Origin of the sequence: Candidatus Methylolitoribacter marinus, assembly GCF_051853155.1 — a bacterium.
GTDB lineage: Bacteria > Pseudomonadota > Gammaproteobacteria > Burkholderiales > Methylophilaceae > BACL14.
The window spans coordinates 293,017-308,885 of record NZ_CP124221.1 but is presented as its reverse complement, the minus strand read 5'-3'; the positions used below and the strand labels follow the sequence as shown (position 1 = coordinate 308,885).

The following is a 15,869-nucleotide window of genomic DNA, read 5'->3' as shown; positions in this document are numbered from 1 at the left end:
AATTAATCTTGTCGGGATATGTTCGGATTTAGCATCGTAAATCCAACATCCTGCGGAAAGTGATATAAAAGACCTTCATCCTTCCTAAATAATAGTAACTCTGGTGACTCTTGAATACGATAAAAAGTTATCTTTACTTTATCGTCTAAATAAACATCAAAACTCTTATATCCAATCCTAGCATCGAGCTTATAAGGTTCAACAGCGGTCGACACTGCTTTTAACCAATTATCAGTAAACCATTCCGCGAGCTGCATCTCATCAAAGTCTATTTTTTTCCCATCAGCCTTAATTTTACCCATATCATCTATTTCTACTCGCAAATAATTTTCTTGCCATTGCTCAAGTCTAGAGAAGTCAAATTTCATAACTTTTTCAAAGGGTGCTAATGGTTTTTTATCAATTAATTCAACAGGTAGATAACTTGCCATTTCTGAGAAAATGCCATCTAAGATATAAACACTATTGTCATATAGCACATACTGTTGTTCTGTAACTGGGTTATAGGTTCCAAATGAAAATACCTCTTTTTGGTTTTCATTGCTAAATGTCATTTTTAGTTTTGGCTTATCTAAGCCGTATTTTTCAATTTGTAATGATTCAAGTTTTTCTTTGGATTTGGTAGCCAAAATTGACAACAACCGATACACAATGTTTTGATCCGCTCTTGTTTGATAAGGTTTAGTCTGATACCAATACCCATTTATTTTTTTAAAGGATGTTGCTGCCTTGGATGGAAAATCGATGAAAATCTCATCAAATTCAGATAATTTTAAATTAGATATTTCATAACTACTATCTGCTATTTCTTGATTTTTAAAGCTTAAAGAAAACCAAGCCAAGGGTGCAATAACTAAAATTAGTACTATGATAGGTAGCCATCTTTTATTCATACAATATTAGTTTATCTCTTTCTTCTTCTGAGCCACAACCAAATGCCGCCAATAAATAATCCAACAGGAATAAAATATTGAAAGCTATGAAATATAGTCCAGGCAATGACAAATGATGTTCTTGTTTCAGGAATTGTAACATTTACATCTTTAAGCGGCATGGGTTGAATATTTATGAGCTTATCATCACCACTAAGCCAGTTCACTAAATTGACGCCTAAATCTAGGTTTCCACCTGACGTAATAAAGGCATTAGATAAAAACTCAGAATTACCCACCACCACAACACGCTGACCAACTTCGCCATATTCACGTTTTAATGCAACCGCAATATTAAGGGGACCAGGCTGATCTTGATCTTCTTCAAAAGTAGGATTTTTTTCGTTACCGCGCTCAAGCCATCCTCCAGCAGCAACATCAATTAGTTCAGTAACCTCCCATCCATTTTCATAAGTACCCTTAGCATTCAAGGCTATTGGATTTGAAAACAAAGTTCTTAACATAAAGTTTCTTGTTATGGGGTGGTCGCCGTAACGAAGAGCAAAAGTCAAATCTGGAGTTGAACCGAACTGTTCAGAACTCGGATCGAAAATTTTACCATCCAAAACAGTTAGGCCAATATATTTTGCAACATCATCAAGGCCTTTAAAATTATTGTCATCGATAAGCCATAAAAGATTACCGCCTGACTCAAGAAAGTTCACAATCTTTTTTGCCTCTAAGTCAGAAACATCTTTTTTGGGACTGGCTATCACCAACATAGACCCTTCTTCAGGAACAGATGGTAATACTGTTAAATCAGGGTTTGAAAATTTAAATCCTTTACTTTCTAACTGTTTACCAAATTCACCTAAATCTGAATTTTTTAACCCTAAAAGATTTTTTTCTCCATGGCCGTCAAGATACATGATTGGCTTTTCATTAGCTCTAGTTAATCTCACTAACAAGTTAGTTAATTCTTGTTCAGCAAAAGGTGGAGTGATATGTTCAGTTCTTTTATTATATTCAACAACAACTTCACCATCCACACGTATGCCCATCTCCTGTGCTAATTTTGGCTCCTCTACAGGGCTAATAAAGTTAATATTAATGTCTGGTTTGGAGCGTTGATAACGAGCTATAAAGTTAATAATCCCTTGGCGAAATTTATCACCTTTATTTACGTCATCTTTGGTTGCAAACACAGTCAGATTAATTGGACCATCCATTTCTTTTAAAACACCAATACTTCCCTCAGTAAGCGTATTTCTATTGGCTTGAGTTATATCTTTTGAAAATTCAAACTGATTTGAAATAAACCCGAGCAAAAGAATAAGAATAATGAATAAAACAACAAATATCCAATTTTGAAGAAGGAGTTGTAGCCTTTGCTTAATATTTTTTGTATTTTTCATTAACCTCTTAACCTATCTGCATCTAAACGGCGAATTGTTAAAACTATAAAAGTTGAAATAAATAGTAGGAAATAAATAATATCCTTTGAGCTAATCACCCCTCTAGAAAATGTCTGAAAATGTTTCAACAATGAAACATGGTGAAACCAATGATTGGGCTGACTTGCAAAGTAACTTTCCAAGCCCAGGAGTAAAAATGCAAAAATAAAACTTAAAATTGCAGCAATAATTGGTTGACTGGTCAGACTTGAAAAATATATACCGATGGCTGCAAAACTTCCAACAAGAAGCAACAATCCAAATGTATTCGAAAAGAGGTAGCCAAAATCGATATCTGCCCAAATATTTAAAGTTGAAAGCATTAGAAATATATAAACAACCATGAGGGCTAAAAAGGCAAAAAGTCCAAAAAATTTTCCTAAAACAATTTCAACTATAGAGACTGGAGCAGAGAATAAAAAAGGAAGCGTTTGCTGTCGTCTTTCTTCACTTATTAGTCTCATGGACATCAGCGGTACCGCAAATAACATAAGAAAAAAAGCAGCGCCATAGACTGTTTGACCAACATAAATAGTCACGCCAACTCTCTCTGCTGGTCGAATTGCTCCAGACATGACTTCAAAATAACTATTAACTCCCTCAAGATAATAGGTGCCAAAGGCTGCGGTAATTAAAGCCAAAATTATCCAACCCATTGGGGTCACGAAAAAACTTTTAATTTCCTTAGAAGCAATATTTATAATCATCTTCATTTTTATTTATTAGTTAGTTGAACAAATGTATCTTCGAGACTGGTAATATGCGGTGAAACTTGAAATAAACCTAACTTCTCTTTAACACACACTTGAATAAACTTCTCCATATCGAAATCTAAATTTTTAAATTGGATGACATGAAGAGAGTCTTCCTGTTTTTCTATTTTCACAACATCAAATAAGGATTGTAGTTTCTTTAACGTTGGCGCCTTCTTAAACCCCACTAGCAATTTATTACCTCTTCTTTGCTGCTTTAGATCATCTATTGATCCATGAAATACTAAATTTCCTTTATCAATAATTTGTACTCGATCACAAACAATCTCAACTTCAGGAAGAATGTGAGTAGATAAGATAACGCTATGTTCCTTACCTATTTCTTTAATAAGCTTTCTGATCTCTCTAATCTGGATTGGGTCTAGCCCAACGGTTGGCTCATCCAGAATCACTATCTCAGGGTTGTGAATAATAGCTTGAGCAATACCTACCCGCTGCTGATATCCATTAGATAAATTTTCAATCAATCGATTGCTCATATGCGTAAGGCCGCATTTCTCCATTGCAATATCAATAGATGAATTAATTTTTTTAGCAGGAATATTATGCAATTGCGCAGCAATTTTTAAAAATTCATTAACTCTAAATTCTTTATATAGCGGTCTCATCTCTGGAAGATAACCAATATTAGCTTTAGCTAATTTTGGCTCATCTATGATGTTGATGCCACAAATTTCAACCTGCCCCTCAGTTGGAGCAAGGTTACCAGTGAGCATGCGCATGGTGGTCGACTTGCCAGCGCCATTAGGGCCTAAAAAACCCAATACTTCACCTTTTGAAAGTTCAAACGAAACATTATTTACCGCCTTATTTGGACCGAATAATCTAGTTAATCCTAATGCTTTTAATGTAGTAACCATAGTATTTATAAATTTAAATTCACTCTAAATGACAAGATAATTGTCATAAAAGTTTATGTATTTTTTAAAAAATATGCTGAATTATATTCTAATTCGATAGTCATTTCTATTGATAGTAGTCTCTTATTAAAATAAACTTGGATTTACATGAAACACATTAATTATTTCGTACTCACTTTTTTTGCACTTCTAATTCCAGCCATTGGAATATCTGAAGAGCAGTCTGAAGAATTTAACCCTGATCTGCCACCGCAAATTAGTGAAGCCAATGCTGAATTCGTCTACAAATTTTTGCTCGCTGAACTTGCGATTCAGCGTAACGACATAAATGCTGCGGGTCATCTTTATCTAGATTTAGCTAAATTAACAAAAAATACCGGCTTTGCTCAAAGTGCAGCCCAATTAGGCGGCATGGTTCGAAATGGAAGATTAGCTTTAGATGCTGCAGGGGTGTGGAGTAAACTTGACCCAAAATCAAGTGATGCCAAAAAAGTTTTGGCAGAAATGTATATAGCAAGTGGCAACTTATCAAAGGCCAAGCCGCTTGTAAAAGAAATACTAGAGAATGAAAAGTCTAAAGGAGATGGTTTTTTATATCTGAATAATATCCTGACAAGAGTTGAGAACAAAAGTAATGCTCTAAGATTTATCATTGATATTGCAAAACCATATGCCAAGATGGTAGAAGCTCATTTTGCTGTAGCTCATACTGCTCACATGGCAGGAAATATCACCATTCGCGATAAAGAATTAGCAGCCATTGATAAACTCAACCCAAACTGGGAAACAAGCACTCTTTTTAAAGGATCGATTCAGTTTGATGAAGATCCAATGAAAGCGATTGAAACATATCAGAACTTTATAAAAACCAATCCAAAATCCAACACAGTGAGACTTGAGTTAGCAAAAGCTCTTGTTCAGACAGAACAATACCCAGCCGCAAAAAAACATTTTGAAAAGCTTGTAAATAGTCCACTAGCTTCGGCTGAAATCAGCTTTACTGTTGCGCTCCTAGCTCTTGAAACAGGTGATGACATTATGGCTGAACAGTTCCTCAATCAAAGCTTAGAAAGAAAATATTACAACCCCGATCAAATCAATATGTATCTAGCGAGAATATACGGACAAAGACAGAAAATTGATAAAGTCATTAGCTATATTGAGAAGATCAGTACTGGACCTATGTTTGTCGACTCAAGAATCTTCGCTGCTCAAGCAATAAGATCTGAAAATGGTATTGACCAAGCTATTGAGTATCTTGATCAATATAAATCGCTTGATAGGCAGGAGAAGTTGAAATTTTTACAACTCAAAACATCTTTTTTATATAACGATAACCAATTCCAAAAAGCAATTGATTTAATGCTCAGCGAAGAGGAAAAATATTCTGATTCTGCTGAATTCTATTTTGATTTTGGCTTGCTTCATGAAAAAAATAAAAACTTTGATGCAATGGAAGGTAAGCTAAAAAAAGCAATCTCTCTAAAGCCTGATTATGCAATTGCTTACAATGCTCTCGGTTATTCTTATGCTGATAGAAATGTTAAACTTGATGATGCTAAAAGATATATTGAAATAGCATTATCAATTGAGCCACAAAATCACTATATCCTCGATAGCATGGGATGGGTTCACTATAGACTAGGAAACTATGATATCGCTTACGAATTTATTACCAAAGCATATTCTATTCAGGAAGATCCCGAGATTGCAGCGCATTTAGGTGAAGTTTTATGGAAGCAAGGAAAAGAAAATGAAGCGATTTCTATATGGCAAGGCTCACTTGAGAGATTCCCTGAAAATTCGATTCTTATTGAAACAAAAAACAGACTATTTCAATAGCTTCTTCTGTTACTTTCTATTAATTAGTTTTACATTTCTTTCCGGCTGTCAAACTCTTAACATAAATCCCAATAAAGAGATTTATACTTACAATGATTTTGTAAATACGTATCAGCCAACTTCTGCAGAAAAAAAATTTAATGGGAAATTCAAACTTTTTGTAAAAGATAAAGGGTACACCGGTTCTTTTAAATTCTACCCGAACGACAGTGGTCATGAAATGATTCTTTTATCCCCTCTGAATCAAATCATTAGCAAAATCTCTGTGCGTGAAGAAATTTTAATTGAATATCAGAACAAAGAAGATCAAAACATTAAAAATTTTATTAAAAATTTACCTATCAAGGAATTTAAAAGAATTCTATATACTGAGTATGATAACAAGCCAATTAGAATTGACGCAGGCTATTGTGAAATATCTGTTGAAAAATTATCAAAAATTGAAACATTGTCAGGTTTTGAACCTAAAATTATAAAAGTTAAAAATAAAGATATAGAATTAACCATATTTTTACAATGATGCATTAGCATGACATCCAAAATTTTTTACTCGCCTGCAAAAATCAATCTTTTTTTAAAAGTAATTAATAAAAGAAAAGATGGTTATCATAATCTTCAAAGTTTATTCACTTATATTGATCTTTATGACGAAATAAAAATTACATTAAAAAAGGATAATAAGAATCTAATTAAAATTAACAATCCATCTATCAATTGTCCGACAGATGAAGATTTAATTTTCAAAGCATGCAAAATGCTTTTGCCAAAGAATTTTTCTGCCGAAATCAATGTTAAAAAAAATATACCTGATGGAGCTGGTCTTGGTGGAGGAAGCTCGAATGCGGCCACTATGCTCATTGCAATCAATGTTTTATGCGATCTGAATCTTTCAAAAGAAGAATTAGGAAATATTGGTATTAATTTAGGGGCAGATGTACCTTTTTTTATTTACGACAATACAGCCATTGTGGAGGGGGTGGGAGATAAAATTACACCAATAGAATTAGCACCCATAAAATTTCTGCTATGTTATCCGAATATAAAAATCTCTACAAAAGATGTTTTTACAAGTTATAAATTGACAAATAAATCAAAAGAGTTGAAAATTACGGCTCTCAGCAATTTTGAAGATCTAATTGATGAGCTTGGAAATGATTTAGAAGCTTTTGTGAGGCAAAAAAACTCAACTATAAATGATCTGCTAAGCTACCTCCAACAGTTTGGAGTGGCTAAATTAACTGGCACTGGATCGGGTTGTTTTTTAATTCTAAATGAAACAATAAATTTGAATGAGGTGAAAGATAATTTACCAAAAAATGTCAAATTTTATGAAGTAACAAGTGTCAATTATAATATTGCTTATAATGCTAAACATTAGGGGAGTCGCCAAGCTGGTTAAGGCACAGGGTTTTGATCCCTGCATGCGAAGGTTCGAATCCTTCCTCCCCTGCCATTTTTAAGGAGGGTTAATGGATAACCATAGTTTGATGGTTTTTACTGGAAGTGCTAACCCTAATCTCGCCAAAAAAGTGACCGATCACCTCAATATTAAGCTTGGAAAAGCTAATGTTGGTACATTTAGTGATGGTGAAACAATGGTTGAATTATTAGAAAACGTTAGAGGTAAAGATGTTTTTATCCTTCAATCAACCAGCATGCCTACGAATGATCACTTGATGGAAATAATGGTCATGGTTGATGCATTAAAAAGATCTTCTGCTGCCAGAATTACAGCTGCGATTCCTTATCTAGGATACTCAAGACAAGACAGAAGGCCAAGATCTGCCAGAGTTGCTATTACGGCAAAGGTGGTTGCAAATATGCTATCAAGTGCTGGAGTCGACCGTTTACTCACTATGGATTTACATTCAGACCAAATTCAAGGTTTTTTTGATATCCCAGTGGATAATATTTATGCTACACCAGTTTTACTTGATGATTTAGCAACCAAAAAACCTGAAAACTTGGTTATCGTTTCACCAGACGTTGGCGGTGTGGTTCGTGCTCGAGCTTGGTCAAAAATTCTAGGCTCAGATCTAGCAATTATCGATAAAAGACGTCCAAAACCAAACGTTTCTGAAGTTATGAATATTATTGGAGATATTGAAGGCCGTTCATGTGTAATCGTTGATGATATCGTTGATACTGCTGACACATTAACAAAGGCCGCTTTAGCATTAAAAAATAAAGGCGCTACCGAAGTAAAAGCATTCATTACTCATCCGATCTTATCTGGCAATGCTATTAAAAATATTAATGGATCAGAGCTTGATGAAATTGTAGTAACTGATACAATTACGCTCTCTGAAAATTCACAGCAATGTAAGAAAATCAGACAAATATCTGTGGCAAGTTTATTAGCAGAAACAATAAAAAGAATTAGCCACGAGGACTCAGTAAGCTCATTGTTTATTGATTAATTTAAATATAGAAGAAATTGGTCGCGATATCTTCTAATTAACGGAGTTATATTATGAAAATTACTGTTACAGCAGAAAAAAGAGATGCGAAAGGAACGGGTGCGAGCCGCCGTCTTCGCAGAAATGGTAAAGTGCCAGGCATTCTTTATGGCAATCATAAGGACGCAGTATCAATTGTTTTAGATAGCAAAACATTGCATCTGCAATTTCATAAAGAGGCTTTCCATGCTTCTATCTTGGAATTATCTACAGACGGAACGACAGAATCTGTACTCTTAAGAGATTATCAGCTAGAGCCTGTAAAAGGCACTATCCTTCATGTTGATTTCCAAAGGGTTAATCAGAATGAAAAAATTCATGTAAATGTTCCTTTTCATTTTATTAATGAAGATATCGCCAAAGGGGTTAAGCTTGAAGGTGGCGTGATTTCTCATATCATGACGGAAGTCGATATTTCATGCTTACCTAAAGATCTACCTCAATTTATTGAGGTTAACCTAGAAGATCTAGGATTAGGTGAATCAATTCATTTATCAGAATTAAAACTACCTGAGGGTGTTGATTTAACTGCATTAACTGAAGAAAATGATCCAGCTATCACCACGATTGCTAAACCTAAAGTTCAGAAGGCCGATGATCCAGCAGAAGCTTCTGAAGAAGCGGGAGACGATGCATCATCTGATGCTTCCTCATCATCAGAAGCTTCTGATGAGAGTTCAAATGAAGAACCAAAAGAAGAGTAAAATTAATTTTTTAAAAGACTTAACACCCTTTGTTAAAAGGGTGTTTTTGTTTGTATGAGTGGAATAAAATTATTTATTGGTCTTGGTAATCCTGGACCTGAATATGAGGTGACCCGCCATAATGTCGGATTTTGGTTTAATAATCTTATCGCTCATAATATTAAACAAACACTTGATGAAAACTCTAAATTTTTAGGTTTTTATAAAAAAATTTCTGATATGGAAAATATACACCTCCTCAATCCTGCAACATTTATGAATGAATCTGGCCTATCGGTCGCAAAGATTGTTAATTTTTATAAATTTAAACCTCATGAAATCCTCATCATTCATGATGAATTAGATCTGATGCCTGGAGATATCCGTCTTAAGAATGGTGGCGGGCACGGTGGTCATAACGGTCTCAAAAGTATCATTGCCAATATTGGAACAAATGCTTTTTGGCGTCTAAGAATTGGTATTGGTCACCCAGGTGATAAAAATAAAGTAAAAGGTTATGTTTTAAACCGCCCTCAAAAAATCGAGGAAGGTCAAATTAATAATGCTATTCTCAAAGGCTACCAAAATCTATCCTATATGATTCATGGCGAATTTGAAAAAGCAATGTTGAATTTACACACAAAGGATTAGTGAAATGAAATGTGGCATAGTTGGATTACCAAATGTTGGCAAATCAACATTATTTAACGCAATTACAAAATCTGGAATTGAAGCTGCAAATTACCCTTTTTGTACAATTGAGCCAAATTCAGGCATTGTTGAAGTGCCAGATTTAAGACTCAATAAATTAGCGGCTATTGTAAACCCTGAAAAAATTATGCCAGCAATTGTTGAATTTGTTGATATTGCCGGGCTGGTTGCAGGTGCTTCAAAGGGCGAAGGCTTAGGAAATAAGTTCCTTGCTAATATCAGAGAAACAAACGCTATCCTGCATGTTGTGAGATGCTTTGATGATGAAAATATTGTGCATGTGGATGGAAAAATTAATCCACTTGGAGATATAGAGACGATCAATACGGAATTAATCTTAGCTGATATGGAGTCAGTATCAAAGGCTATTGAAAAAGAAAAAAAGAAATCAAAATCAGGTGACAAAGAAGCATTACAAAAACTAAATTTATATGAATTGGTTCTTGAAAAACTGAATCAGGGAATATTATTAAAAGATATGAGCCTTGAAGCAGATGATTTAAAACTTCTTCATCCATTATTCTTAATTACATTAAAACCCGTCATGTATGTTGCGAATGTTGATGAGAGTGGATTCAAAGATAATGAATATTTACAAAAAGTAATGGATTTTGCAGCCACACATGACTCAAAATGTATACCAATTTGTGCAAAAATTGAATCAGAGATTGCAGATTTAACTGACGAAGAAAAAGAGTTATTTTTATCAGAGTTAAATGTAGATGAGCCTGGTTTAAATCTTATTATTAGAGAAACCTATGCGCTATTGAACTTACAAACTTATTTTACAGCTGGGGTAAAAGAAGTGAGAGCGTGGACCATTAAAAATGGTTATACAGCGCCAGAGTCTGCTGGCGTAATCCATACTGATTTTCAAAGGGGTTTCATTAAAGCTGAAGTCATTTCTTTTGAAGACTATATAAATTTTGGCGGTGAGCAAAAATCAAAGGAAGCTGGAAAACAAAGGCTTGAAGGAAAAGATTATATTGTTAAAGATGGAGATGTTATTCACTTTAAATTTAATGTTTAGCTTTACATTAAATCATGAAAAAAATATAATGCTCTGTTCTTCGGTGATGTAGCTCAGCTGGTTAGAGCGCAGGATTCATAATCCTGAGGTCGAGAGTTCAAGTCTCTCCATCACCACCATTTTATTATTTAAAATCAATAACTTAAGTTTATTAACGCCTACATCAGCATAATCGCATAAAAGTGTAATAAAGTGTAATAAATTTCAGACAATAAACCGAATTATGAAAACTCAAAAAATTAATATAAAGTACTTCTCATGAGTAGGCATTTAGATTTAGGTTGCGGAAGATTTCCCAGAAACCCTTTGAACCAAAGTGAACTTTTTGGTGTTGATATTAGAAGTTTGAAGGATGTTAATTTTTATTACAAACAAAGTAATTTAATAACACAAAAAATACCCTACCCTGATAATTATTTTGACTCCATCTCTGCTTTTGATTTTATTGAACACATACCACGTATTTGGATTCGAAGTGTCAATGAAACAACTTTTCCATTTATAAATTTAATGAATGAGATTTTCAGGGTGCTAAAAAATAATGGGATTTTTTTAGCAATAACACCCGCATACCCTTCAAAGCAAGCGTTTCAGGATCCAACTCATGTTAACTTTATAACCAAACGGACTGCTAAATATTTCTCAGGAAAAAAACCATTAGGTAAAATTTATGGATTCGAAGGTAGTTTTTTGCTACTAGAAAATAAATTTGTACCTAATAATTATTTAGATATGAAATTTAAATCTCAAATAAGTGAAAAGTTATATCTTATTTATTCAAAAATAAAGAAAAAAAACACTCATCTTTATTGGAATTTAAAAAAAATTAATCAATAAATATAACGTTCTATAATGGTTGACTATCAAGGGATACAAGATGGACAAAAATTACTTGACATTAAATAGTAGGGGTAATACTCTGAAAGCATTGAAAACAGTGGGGTGTAGAGGATTAAAAAGACATAAGAAAAGTGTAATATATTACACTCTTGAATGGTCCAAAAGATATTAGATTCAACTAGAGTCTAGGATTCATAATCCTGAGGTCGAGAATTCAAGTCTCTCCATCACCACCATAAATTCATTTAAAATCAATCACTTATAAATAATATTAATCTTGACATTAATACGATTACACTAGAAGCTAAAAGAATTATTTGTCTTATTAAAATTCATACTGCGATATAAATATCATAAAGAAGTAACCATCTATGAGAAGCTGTATTAACTTTTTCTACTCCGTGGAATGAATTATTTGTTTTTATGAACCCGAATGCTGAATTACTTTTAAAAGGAGCTGTATAAATTAAATTAAAATCCTCTTTTTTATAATGAGGGCCTCCTGGGCAAGTATAGCTAGATTCTTTTGGCATATAAATAGATGTGCCTATATTCTCTTCAGAATTGTCAACTGGAAAATAAAAAAGAATAGTAATTAATTTTTTTGGAGAATCTGTATGAGGGCCTAAAGCATAATTTTCTCTATCTTTAACAATTAGGATTTCAGACCTAGTATTATAATTTTGAAAATTCGGATGAATATTTTTCAAAATATCAGCAAAGCGTGAAATCAAAAAATTTTTTAACCCGCCTCCAAGCATCTGATTTCTAAAACTTAACCAAAAATTAGCATTAGGAAGCTGAGATATATCCTGATCCTCTAAAGACAAAACAAATCTTTCTTTATATGACCCTTTGGGCACAGGTCTTTTTTCTGATATTGGAAATAAATAACTTTCATCAGGGAGATTTTCTTGTATTTTTTTATAAAAATAATCGCTAAAAATATTTTCGCAATAAAAATGAGGGAAAGGGAAGAACTTTATTGGGACATTGCCTAACTTATAAGCCACATGTAATTCATCTTCTAAATACATATTCTGCCATTTCTTTAAAAATACCTTCTTTTCTTTCTGCTCTCAATACCTGACATTTGTCAAATTTGAAGTTATATTTGCCAAGCAAATTGATCATGTCTAAATGTTGTTTCAAATTAGGATTTATTTTAATAATTAAATTTTGAGAACTGTAGAATTTATAATATCAAGATTCTCAATAAAGTTAAAGTTACAACTAGCGCTTAGGATTCATAATCCTGAGGTCGAGAGTTCAAGTCTCTCCATCACCACCATAAATTCATTTAAAATCAATTACTTAATTTTGGAAATTAATATCTATTACTTGAAAAAATAATATAATTCAGTATATTAAGTTAATTTGTTAAGCTACTACTTAAATGAAAACATTGCTAAACATAATCCAAAGTGTTCTTGCTGCATTTATTGGAATTCAAAAAAATAGTAAATTCAATGATGATGATAAATTTATTGAAAAAAATGGGTTTTTACCTTACCTGCTAGTTGGTCTGATTTTAGCGCTTATTTTTATACTCTCAATTGTTACTGTGGTATCAATCATTCTTGAATAAAGAATCCAAAAAATTTATTTTAATCATCTTTAAGTATTTCCCATACGGAGGTGCTCAAAGAGATTTATTACAACTAGCTAAAAAATTATGTAAAAAAAATTTTGTAGAAATAGTATGTATGGATTGGGATGGAACCCATCCAAAAGAAAAAAATATTTCTGTAAAAATTATGGAATCTAACTATTGTTTTAATTACAAACGTTACTCAGAATTTAAAAAAAAGGTTTCACAATATATTGCAGATCAAAACAATATTATATCAATTAGTTTTAGTAAAATTTCAGGGTTTGATTTTTATTATGCAGCTGATTCATGTTTTGCCAGTAAAAATAAAAACTTTTTTAAAAATTTGTCGCCAAGGTACCAATTTTTTCATAAAGAAGAGTATCAAATTTTTAATCCCAAATCGAAAACAAAGTTACTATCCATATCTAAAAAAGAAAACGAAATTTATAAATCTATTTACAAAACTCCTGATAGTAAATTTATCTTTATACCTCCTTATATTGATAAAAAGTTTTTCATTGCATCAAAAAGTAAGACTTTCTCAATTAATAAATATTTTAAAAATAGTAACAAATTACTTATCTTTATTGGTTCCGGATTTAAAACCAAAGGCTTGGATCGTGCAATTATTGCTTTTGCAAACTTACCAGTGAAAATTAGAAATAATTTTAATTTTGCTATTTTTGGTAAAGATAATGAAAAAAAATATAGAAAAATTATTACCCGCTATGGTCTTGAAGATTCTATTAATATTTTTCATGGACATGATAATATTCCTCAACTCATGAGGGAAGCAACCGCACTTATTCATCCAGCACGATATGAAAATACTGGATTAATTCTTATTGAAGCCTTGTCTCAGAATTTGCCAATCATAACGACAGATGACTGTGGATACAGTTCCTATGTTGAAGATGATAAAAAATCTATTGTTCTTAATGCACCATTCTCTCAGCAAGAATTAAATTTTTCTTTAGAGAAAATTTTAAGTAAAAAGAAGTATATAAATAAAATTAATGCCAAATATAAGCAATACACAAGCTATCAACTTGACGAAAAGATATTAACTAATATTTGATTGATGACCTCTGTTCAAGCTCTTTTTTATACAACTCATTCAGGTCTGCCTCTCTTTCAACAAACTCGTGAATTGCTTTTTTAAATTGAGGATTATTTACAAAGTGAAATGATTCAGAAAATTCAGGATTAAAGCCGCGAGATAACTTATGCTCCCCTTGTATACCAGCATAAAATTTATCTAATTTATTATCAATACAATATTGAATTCCCTGATAGTAACTTAATTCAAAATGTAAAGATGGAATAAAATTGACAGCGCCCCAATATCTTCCATAAAGAATATTATTTGCTTGTAATGAAAAAGAACAGGCAACTGGCATTTGATCTTTGTAAGCTACAAAAATAACCACCCTCTCAGAATCTTTAAAAAAATATGATTCGAAAAATGATTTATTTATATAAGGTGGAGATCCATGCTGATAGTAAGTCATTGAATAACATTTATAAAAAAATGAGACCACATCATCATTTATATCATCCCCTGTAAAGGTTTTAAATGATATGTTTTCTAAAGCAACCTTCTTTCTGTCTTGTTTTATTTTTTTTCTTTTTTCCGATCTAAGCATCTTCAGAAAATCATCAAAATTGGAATAATCCTCGTTATCCCATACATATTGAATAGTTTTTCTATTTGCCCAACCTCTATTTTTAAAAAGATGATTTGATTCATCATCATATTGAGAGAAGACGTAATGAATTGATGATAGATTTTCATTAACCATCAATTTTTCAATATATTCAATTGCAAGATCTCTATACTCTAGCTTTTTAACAATTAATTTATTTGCATTTACTGGAGAAAACGGAATGCCTATAAAAAGCTTTGGGAAATAGGACAAACCCAATCGCTGATGCGCTTCAGCCCATGACCAATCAAAAACATATTCTCCATAGGAATGATGCTTAACAAACATTGGAATAAAGCCCACCAACTCTTTTTCATCAAATATACAGATAGACTTAATATCCCAGCCGGTATTGCGACCGATTGAATGTGAGGCTTCTAAATCAATAAGAAGATTTAAATTCCAAAAATACATATCACCAATTAACTGATGGACAGAATTTGGAAGATCGATGAAAGATTTATACACTTTAAATGAAACCATAAGTTCATTTAAACATATTTGAAGAGATTAGAGATTGAGAAAAATTAATTCTCTTTCGCAAATTTTTCTGAATTAGGCTTTGCTTTTTTTAAGGCTTCTTTATTAATATCTCTATAATATTCTTTTGCCAAAATTGATAATTCATCAAGAGAAATCAAATTATCTTTATTTGAATCAACTTGCCTAAACTGTCTTGCAACTTGGGGGAGACACAAGGTAGTTTCAAATACATCCAAGGTATCATCATTATCTTTATCACAGTTTAAAAACCGCTGTTCAACACTGGATAACATTTCATTTCTTTTTTCTTGTAAGAAAGCATTAAATTCTTCATTACTGGTATTAGTAAATTCATTAATGATCACTTTTAAACTCTTTTCCTTATCATTAAAATTGCTTAAATCTGATTGATCAGCTATAACATAAGGGCTTGAAAAGAAGATCATTAAAGGGAACAGGTGTTTAATTGTCATACTTTTTACAAATTTTTAAACGAATGTCTATAATCTAATTAAAATGTTTCATATTTATTACATATTTAGGTGTATTTGTAAATAAATTG

At 32.3% G+C, this 15,869-nt stretch carries 18 protein-coding genes and 3 tRNA genes; 13 read left to right on the top strand and 8 right to left on the bottom strand.

The features are described from left to right. Positions 1–2 precede the first annotated feature (2 nt). From QFA95_RS01625 to QFA95_RS01610, 4 genes are read right to left on the bottom strand one after another with little or no spacing between them, the layout of a single operon-like run. Positions 3–893 carry a DUF4340 domain-containing protein gene (locus tag QFA95_RS01625; protein WP_486463102.1) on the bottom strand — a complete coding sequence of 297 codons (891 nt, stop codon included), beginning with the start codon at positions 891–893 and terminating at the stop codon, positions 3–5. Positions 894–904: 11 nt separating this feature from the next. Next, complete coding sequence (locus QFA95_RS01620) at positions 905–2,287, bottom strand: GldG family protein (RefSeq protein WP_486463101.1); 1,383 nt, start codon at positions 2,285–2,287, stop codon at positions 905–907. After that, entirely contained in the window at positions 2,287–3,033 is a 747-nt protein-coding gene (locus QFA95_RS01615) for an ABC transporter permease (RefSeq protein ID WP_486463434.1), read from the bottom strand. The genes QFA95_RS01620 and QFA95_RS01615 overlap by 1 nt, the downstream gene beginning before the upstream one ends. Positions 3,034–3,041: 8 nt before the next feature. Then, positions 3,042–3,959, bottom strand: coding sequence for an ABC transporter ATP-binding protein (locus QFA95_RS01610; protein WP_486463100.1), 918 nt, complete (start codon positions 3,957–3,959; stop codon positions 3,042–3,044). Positions 3,960–4,106: 147 nt separating this feature from the next. On the opposite strand from QFA95_RS01610, the gene QFA95_RS01605 reads away from it, so the two are divergent. The 11 genes from QFA95_RS01605 to QFA95_RS01555 all read left to right on the top strand — a co-directional run bounded on the left by QFA95_RS01605 (position 4,107) and on the right by QFA95_RS01555 (position 11,760). Next, complete coding sequence (locus QFA95_RS01605; RefSeq protein WP_486463099.1) at positions 4,107–5,801, top strand: tetratricopeptide repeat protein; 1,695 nt, start codon at positions 4,107–4,109, stop codon at positions 5,799–5,801. Continuing rightward, positions 5,773–6,321, top strand: a complete 549-nt coding sequence (locus tag QFA95_RS01600; RefSeq protein ID WP_486463098.1) for a hypothetical protein — start codon at positions 5,773–5,775, stop codon at positions 6,319–6,321. Before QFA95_RS01605 ends, QFA95_RS01600 begins: the two co-directional genes overlap by 29 nt. A gap of 9 nt (positions 6,322–6,330) precedes the next feature. Further along, positions 6,331–7,179, top strand: coding sequence for a 4-(cytidine 5'-diphospho)-2-C-methyl-D-erythritol kinase (gene ispE / locus QFA95_RS01595; RefSeq protein WP_486463097.1), 849 nt, complete (start codon positions 6,331–6,333; stop codon positions 7,177–7,179). Beyond that, positions 7,178–7,254 (top strand) — tRNA-Gln (locus tag QFA95_RS01590). The genes ispE and QFA95_RS01590 overlap by 2 nt, the downstream gene beginning before the upstream one ends. Positions 7,255–7,270: 16 nt before the next feature. Beyond that, positions 7,271–8,221, top strand: a complete 951-nt coding sequence (locus QFA95_RS01585; RefSeq protein ID WP_486463096.1) for a ribose-phosphate pyrophosphokinase — start codon at positions 7,271–7,273, stop codon at positions 8,219–8,221. Between the two features lie 53 nt (positions 8,222–8,274). Next, positions 8,275–8,964 (top strand): 50S ribosomal protein L25/general stress protein Ctc, encoded by a 690-nt coding sequence (locus QFA95_RS01580; protein WP_486463095.1) that lies wholly within the window; start codon positions 8,275–8,277, stop codon positions 8,962–8,964. Between the two features lie 54 nt (positions 8,965–9,018). Continuing rightward, on the top strand, positions 9,019–9,594 hold the full coding sequence (gene pth, locus QFA95_RS01575) for an aminoacyl-tRNA hydrolase (RefSeq protein ID WP_486463094.1): 576 nt from the start codon (positions 9,019–9,021) through the stop codon (positions 9,592–9,594). Positions 9,595–9,598: 4 nt separating this feature from the next. Next, a complete protein-coding gene (gene ychF / locus QFA95_RS01570; RefSeq protein WP_486463093.1) occupies positions 9,599–10,684 on the top strand; it encodes a redox-regulated ATPase YchF in 1,086 nt (361 codons plus the stop codon). Between the two features lie 42 nt (positions 10,685–10,726). Next, positions 10,727–10,803, top strand: a tRNA-Met gene (locus QFA95_RS01565). Between the two features lie 139 nt (positions 10,804–10,942). Continuing rightward, positions 10,943–11,521 (top strand): methyltransferase domain-containing protein, encoded by a 579-nt coding sequence (locus QFA95_RS01560; protein WP_486463092.1) that lies wholly within the window; start codon positions 10,943–10,945, stop codon positions 11,519–11,521. Between the two features lie 174 nt (positions 11,522–11,695). Further along, positions 11,696–11,760: transfer RNA gene (locus QFA95_RS01555), tRNA-Met, on the top strand. A gap of 96 nt (positions 11,761–11,856) precedes the next feature. Here the strand turns inward: QFA95_RS01555 and QFA95_RS01550 are convergent. Together QFA95_RS01550 and QFA95_RS01545 are read right to left on the bottom strand one after the other, a co-directional pair. Continuing rightward, positions 11,857–12,561 carry a hypothetical protein gene (locus tag QFA95_RS01550; protein ID WP_486463091.1) on the bottom strand — a complete coding sequence of 235 codons (705 nt, stop codon included), beginning with the start codon at positions 12,559–12,561 and terminating at the stop codon, positions 11,857–11,859. Continuing rightward, entirely contained in the window at positions 12,545–12,676 is a 132-nt protein-coding gene (locus QFA95_RS01545; protein ID WP_486463090.1) for a hypothetical protein, read from the bottom strand. The genes QFA95_RS01550 and QFA95_RS01545 overlap by 17 nt, the downstream gene beginning before the upstream one ends. A 244-nt stretch (positions 12,677–12,920) precedes the next feature. Between QFA95_RS01545 and QFA95_RS01540 the strand changes: the two genes are divergently transcribed. Next, positions 12,921–13,112 carry a DUF2970 domain-containing protein gene (locus QFA95_RS01540; protein ID WP_486463089.1) on the top strand — a complete coding sequence of 64 codons (192 nt, stop codon included), beginning with the start codon at positions 12,921–12,923 and terminating at the stop codon, positions 13,110–13,112. Beyond that, positions 13,105–14,196 carry a glycosyltransferase family 4 protein gene (locus tag QFA95_RS01535; RefSeq protein ID WP_486463088.1) on the top strand — a complete coding sequence of 364 codons (1,092 nt, stop codon included), beginning with the start codon at positions 13,105–13,107 and terminating at the stop codon, positions 14,194–14,196. The genes QFA95_RS01540 and QFA95_RS01535 overlap by 8 nt, the downstream gene beginning before the upstream one ends. On the opposite strand, the gene QFA95_RS01530 is transcribed toward QFA95_RS01535, so the two are convergent. Continuing rightward, entirely contained in the window at positions 14,186–15,307 is a 1,122-nt protein-coding gene (locus QFA95_RS01530) for a GNAT family N-acetyltransferase (RefSeq protein ID WP_486463087.1), read from the bottom strand. The two genes, QFA95_RS01535 and QFA95_RS01530, sit on opposite strands and share 11 nt — an antisense overlap. 44 nt (positions 15,308–15,351) lie before the next feature. After that, a complete protein-coding gene (locus QFA95_RS01525) occupies positions 15,352–15,780 on the bottom strand; it encodes an EF-hand domain-containing protein (protein WP_486463086.1) in 429 nt (142 codons plus the stop codon). Positions 15,781–15,869 lie beyond the last annotated feature (89 nt).

Bases quoted from the DNA above. Each gene is read 5' to 3' on its own strand.
- pth (WP_486463094.1), top strand. From the start codon at position 9,019: ATGAGTGGAATAAAATTATTTATTGGTCTTGGTAATCCTGGACCTGAA.
- QFA95_RS01560 (WP_486463092.1), top strand. From the start codon at position 10,943: ATGAGTAGGCATTTAGATTTAGGTTGCGGAAGATTTCCCAGAAACCCT.
- QFA95_RS01525 (WP_486463086.1), bottom strand. From the start codon at position 15,780: ATGACAATTAAACACCTGTTCCCTTTAATGATCTTCTTTTCAAGCCCT.
- QFA95_RS01605 (WP_486463099.1), top strand. From the start codon at position 4,107: ATGAAACACATTAATTATTTCGTACTCACTTTTTTTGCACTTCTAATT.
- QFA95_RS01585 (WP_486463096.1), top strand. From the start codon at position 7,271: ATGGATAACCATAGTTTGATGGTTTTTACTGGAAGTGCTAACCCTAAT.
- QFA95_RS01620 (WP_486463101.1), bottom strand. From the start codon at position 2,287: ATGAAAAATACAAAAAATATTAAGCAAAGGCTACAACTCCTTCTTCAA.
- QFA95_RS01625 (WP_486463102.1), bottom strand. From the start codon at position 893: ATGAATAAAAGATGGCTACCTATCATAGTACTAATTTTAGTTATTGCA.
- ispE (WP_486463097.1), top strand. From the start codon at position 6,331: ATGACATCCAAAATTTTTTACTCGCCTGCAAAAATCAATCTTTTTTTA.
- QFA95_RS01540 (WP_486463089.1), top strand. From the start codon at position 12,921: ATGAAAACATTGCTAAACATAATCCAAAGTGTTCTTGCTGCATTTATT.
- QFA95_RS01530 (WP_486463087.1), bottom strand. From the start codon at position 15,307: ATGGTTTCATTTAAAGTGTATAAATCTTTCATCGATCTTCCAAATTCT.
- QFA95_RS01615 (WP_486463434.1), bottom strand. From the start codon at position 3,033: ATGATTATAAATATTGCTTCTAAGGAAATTAAAAGTTTTTTCGTGACC.
- QFA95_RS01610 (WP_486463100.1), bottom strand. From the start codon at position 3,959: ATGGTTACTACATTAAAAGCATTAGGATTAACTAGATTATTCGGTCCA.
- QFA95_RS01580 (WP_486463095.1), top strand. From the start codon at position 8,275: ATGAAAATTACTGTTACAGCAGAAAAAAGAGATGCGAAAGGAACGGGT.
- QFA95_RS01550 (WP_486463091.1), bottom strand. From the start codon at position 12,561: ATGTATTTAGAAGATGAATTACATGTGGCTTATAAGTTAGGCAATGTC.
- ychF (WP_486463093.1), top strand. From the start codon at position 9,599: ATGAAATGTGGCATAGTTGGATTACCAAATGTTGGCAAATCAACATTA.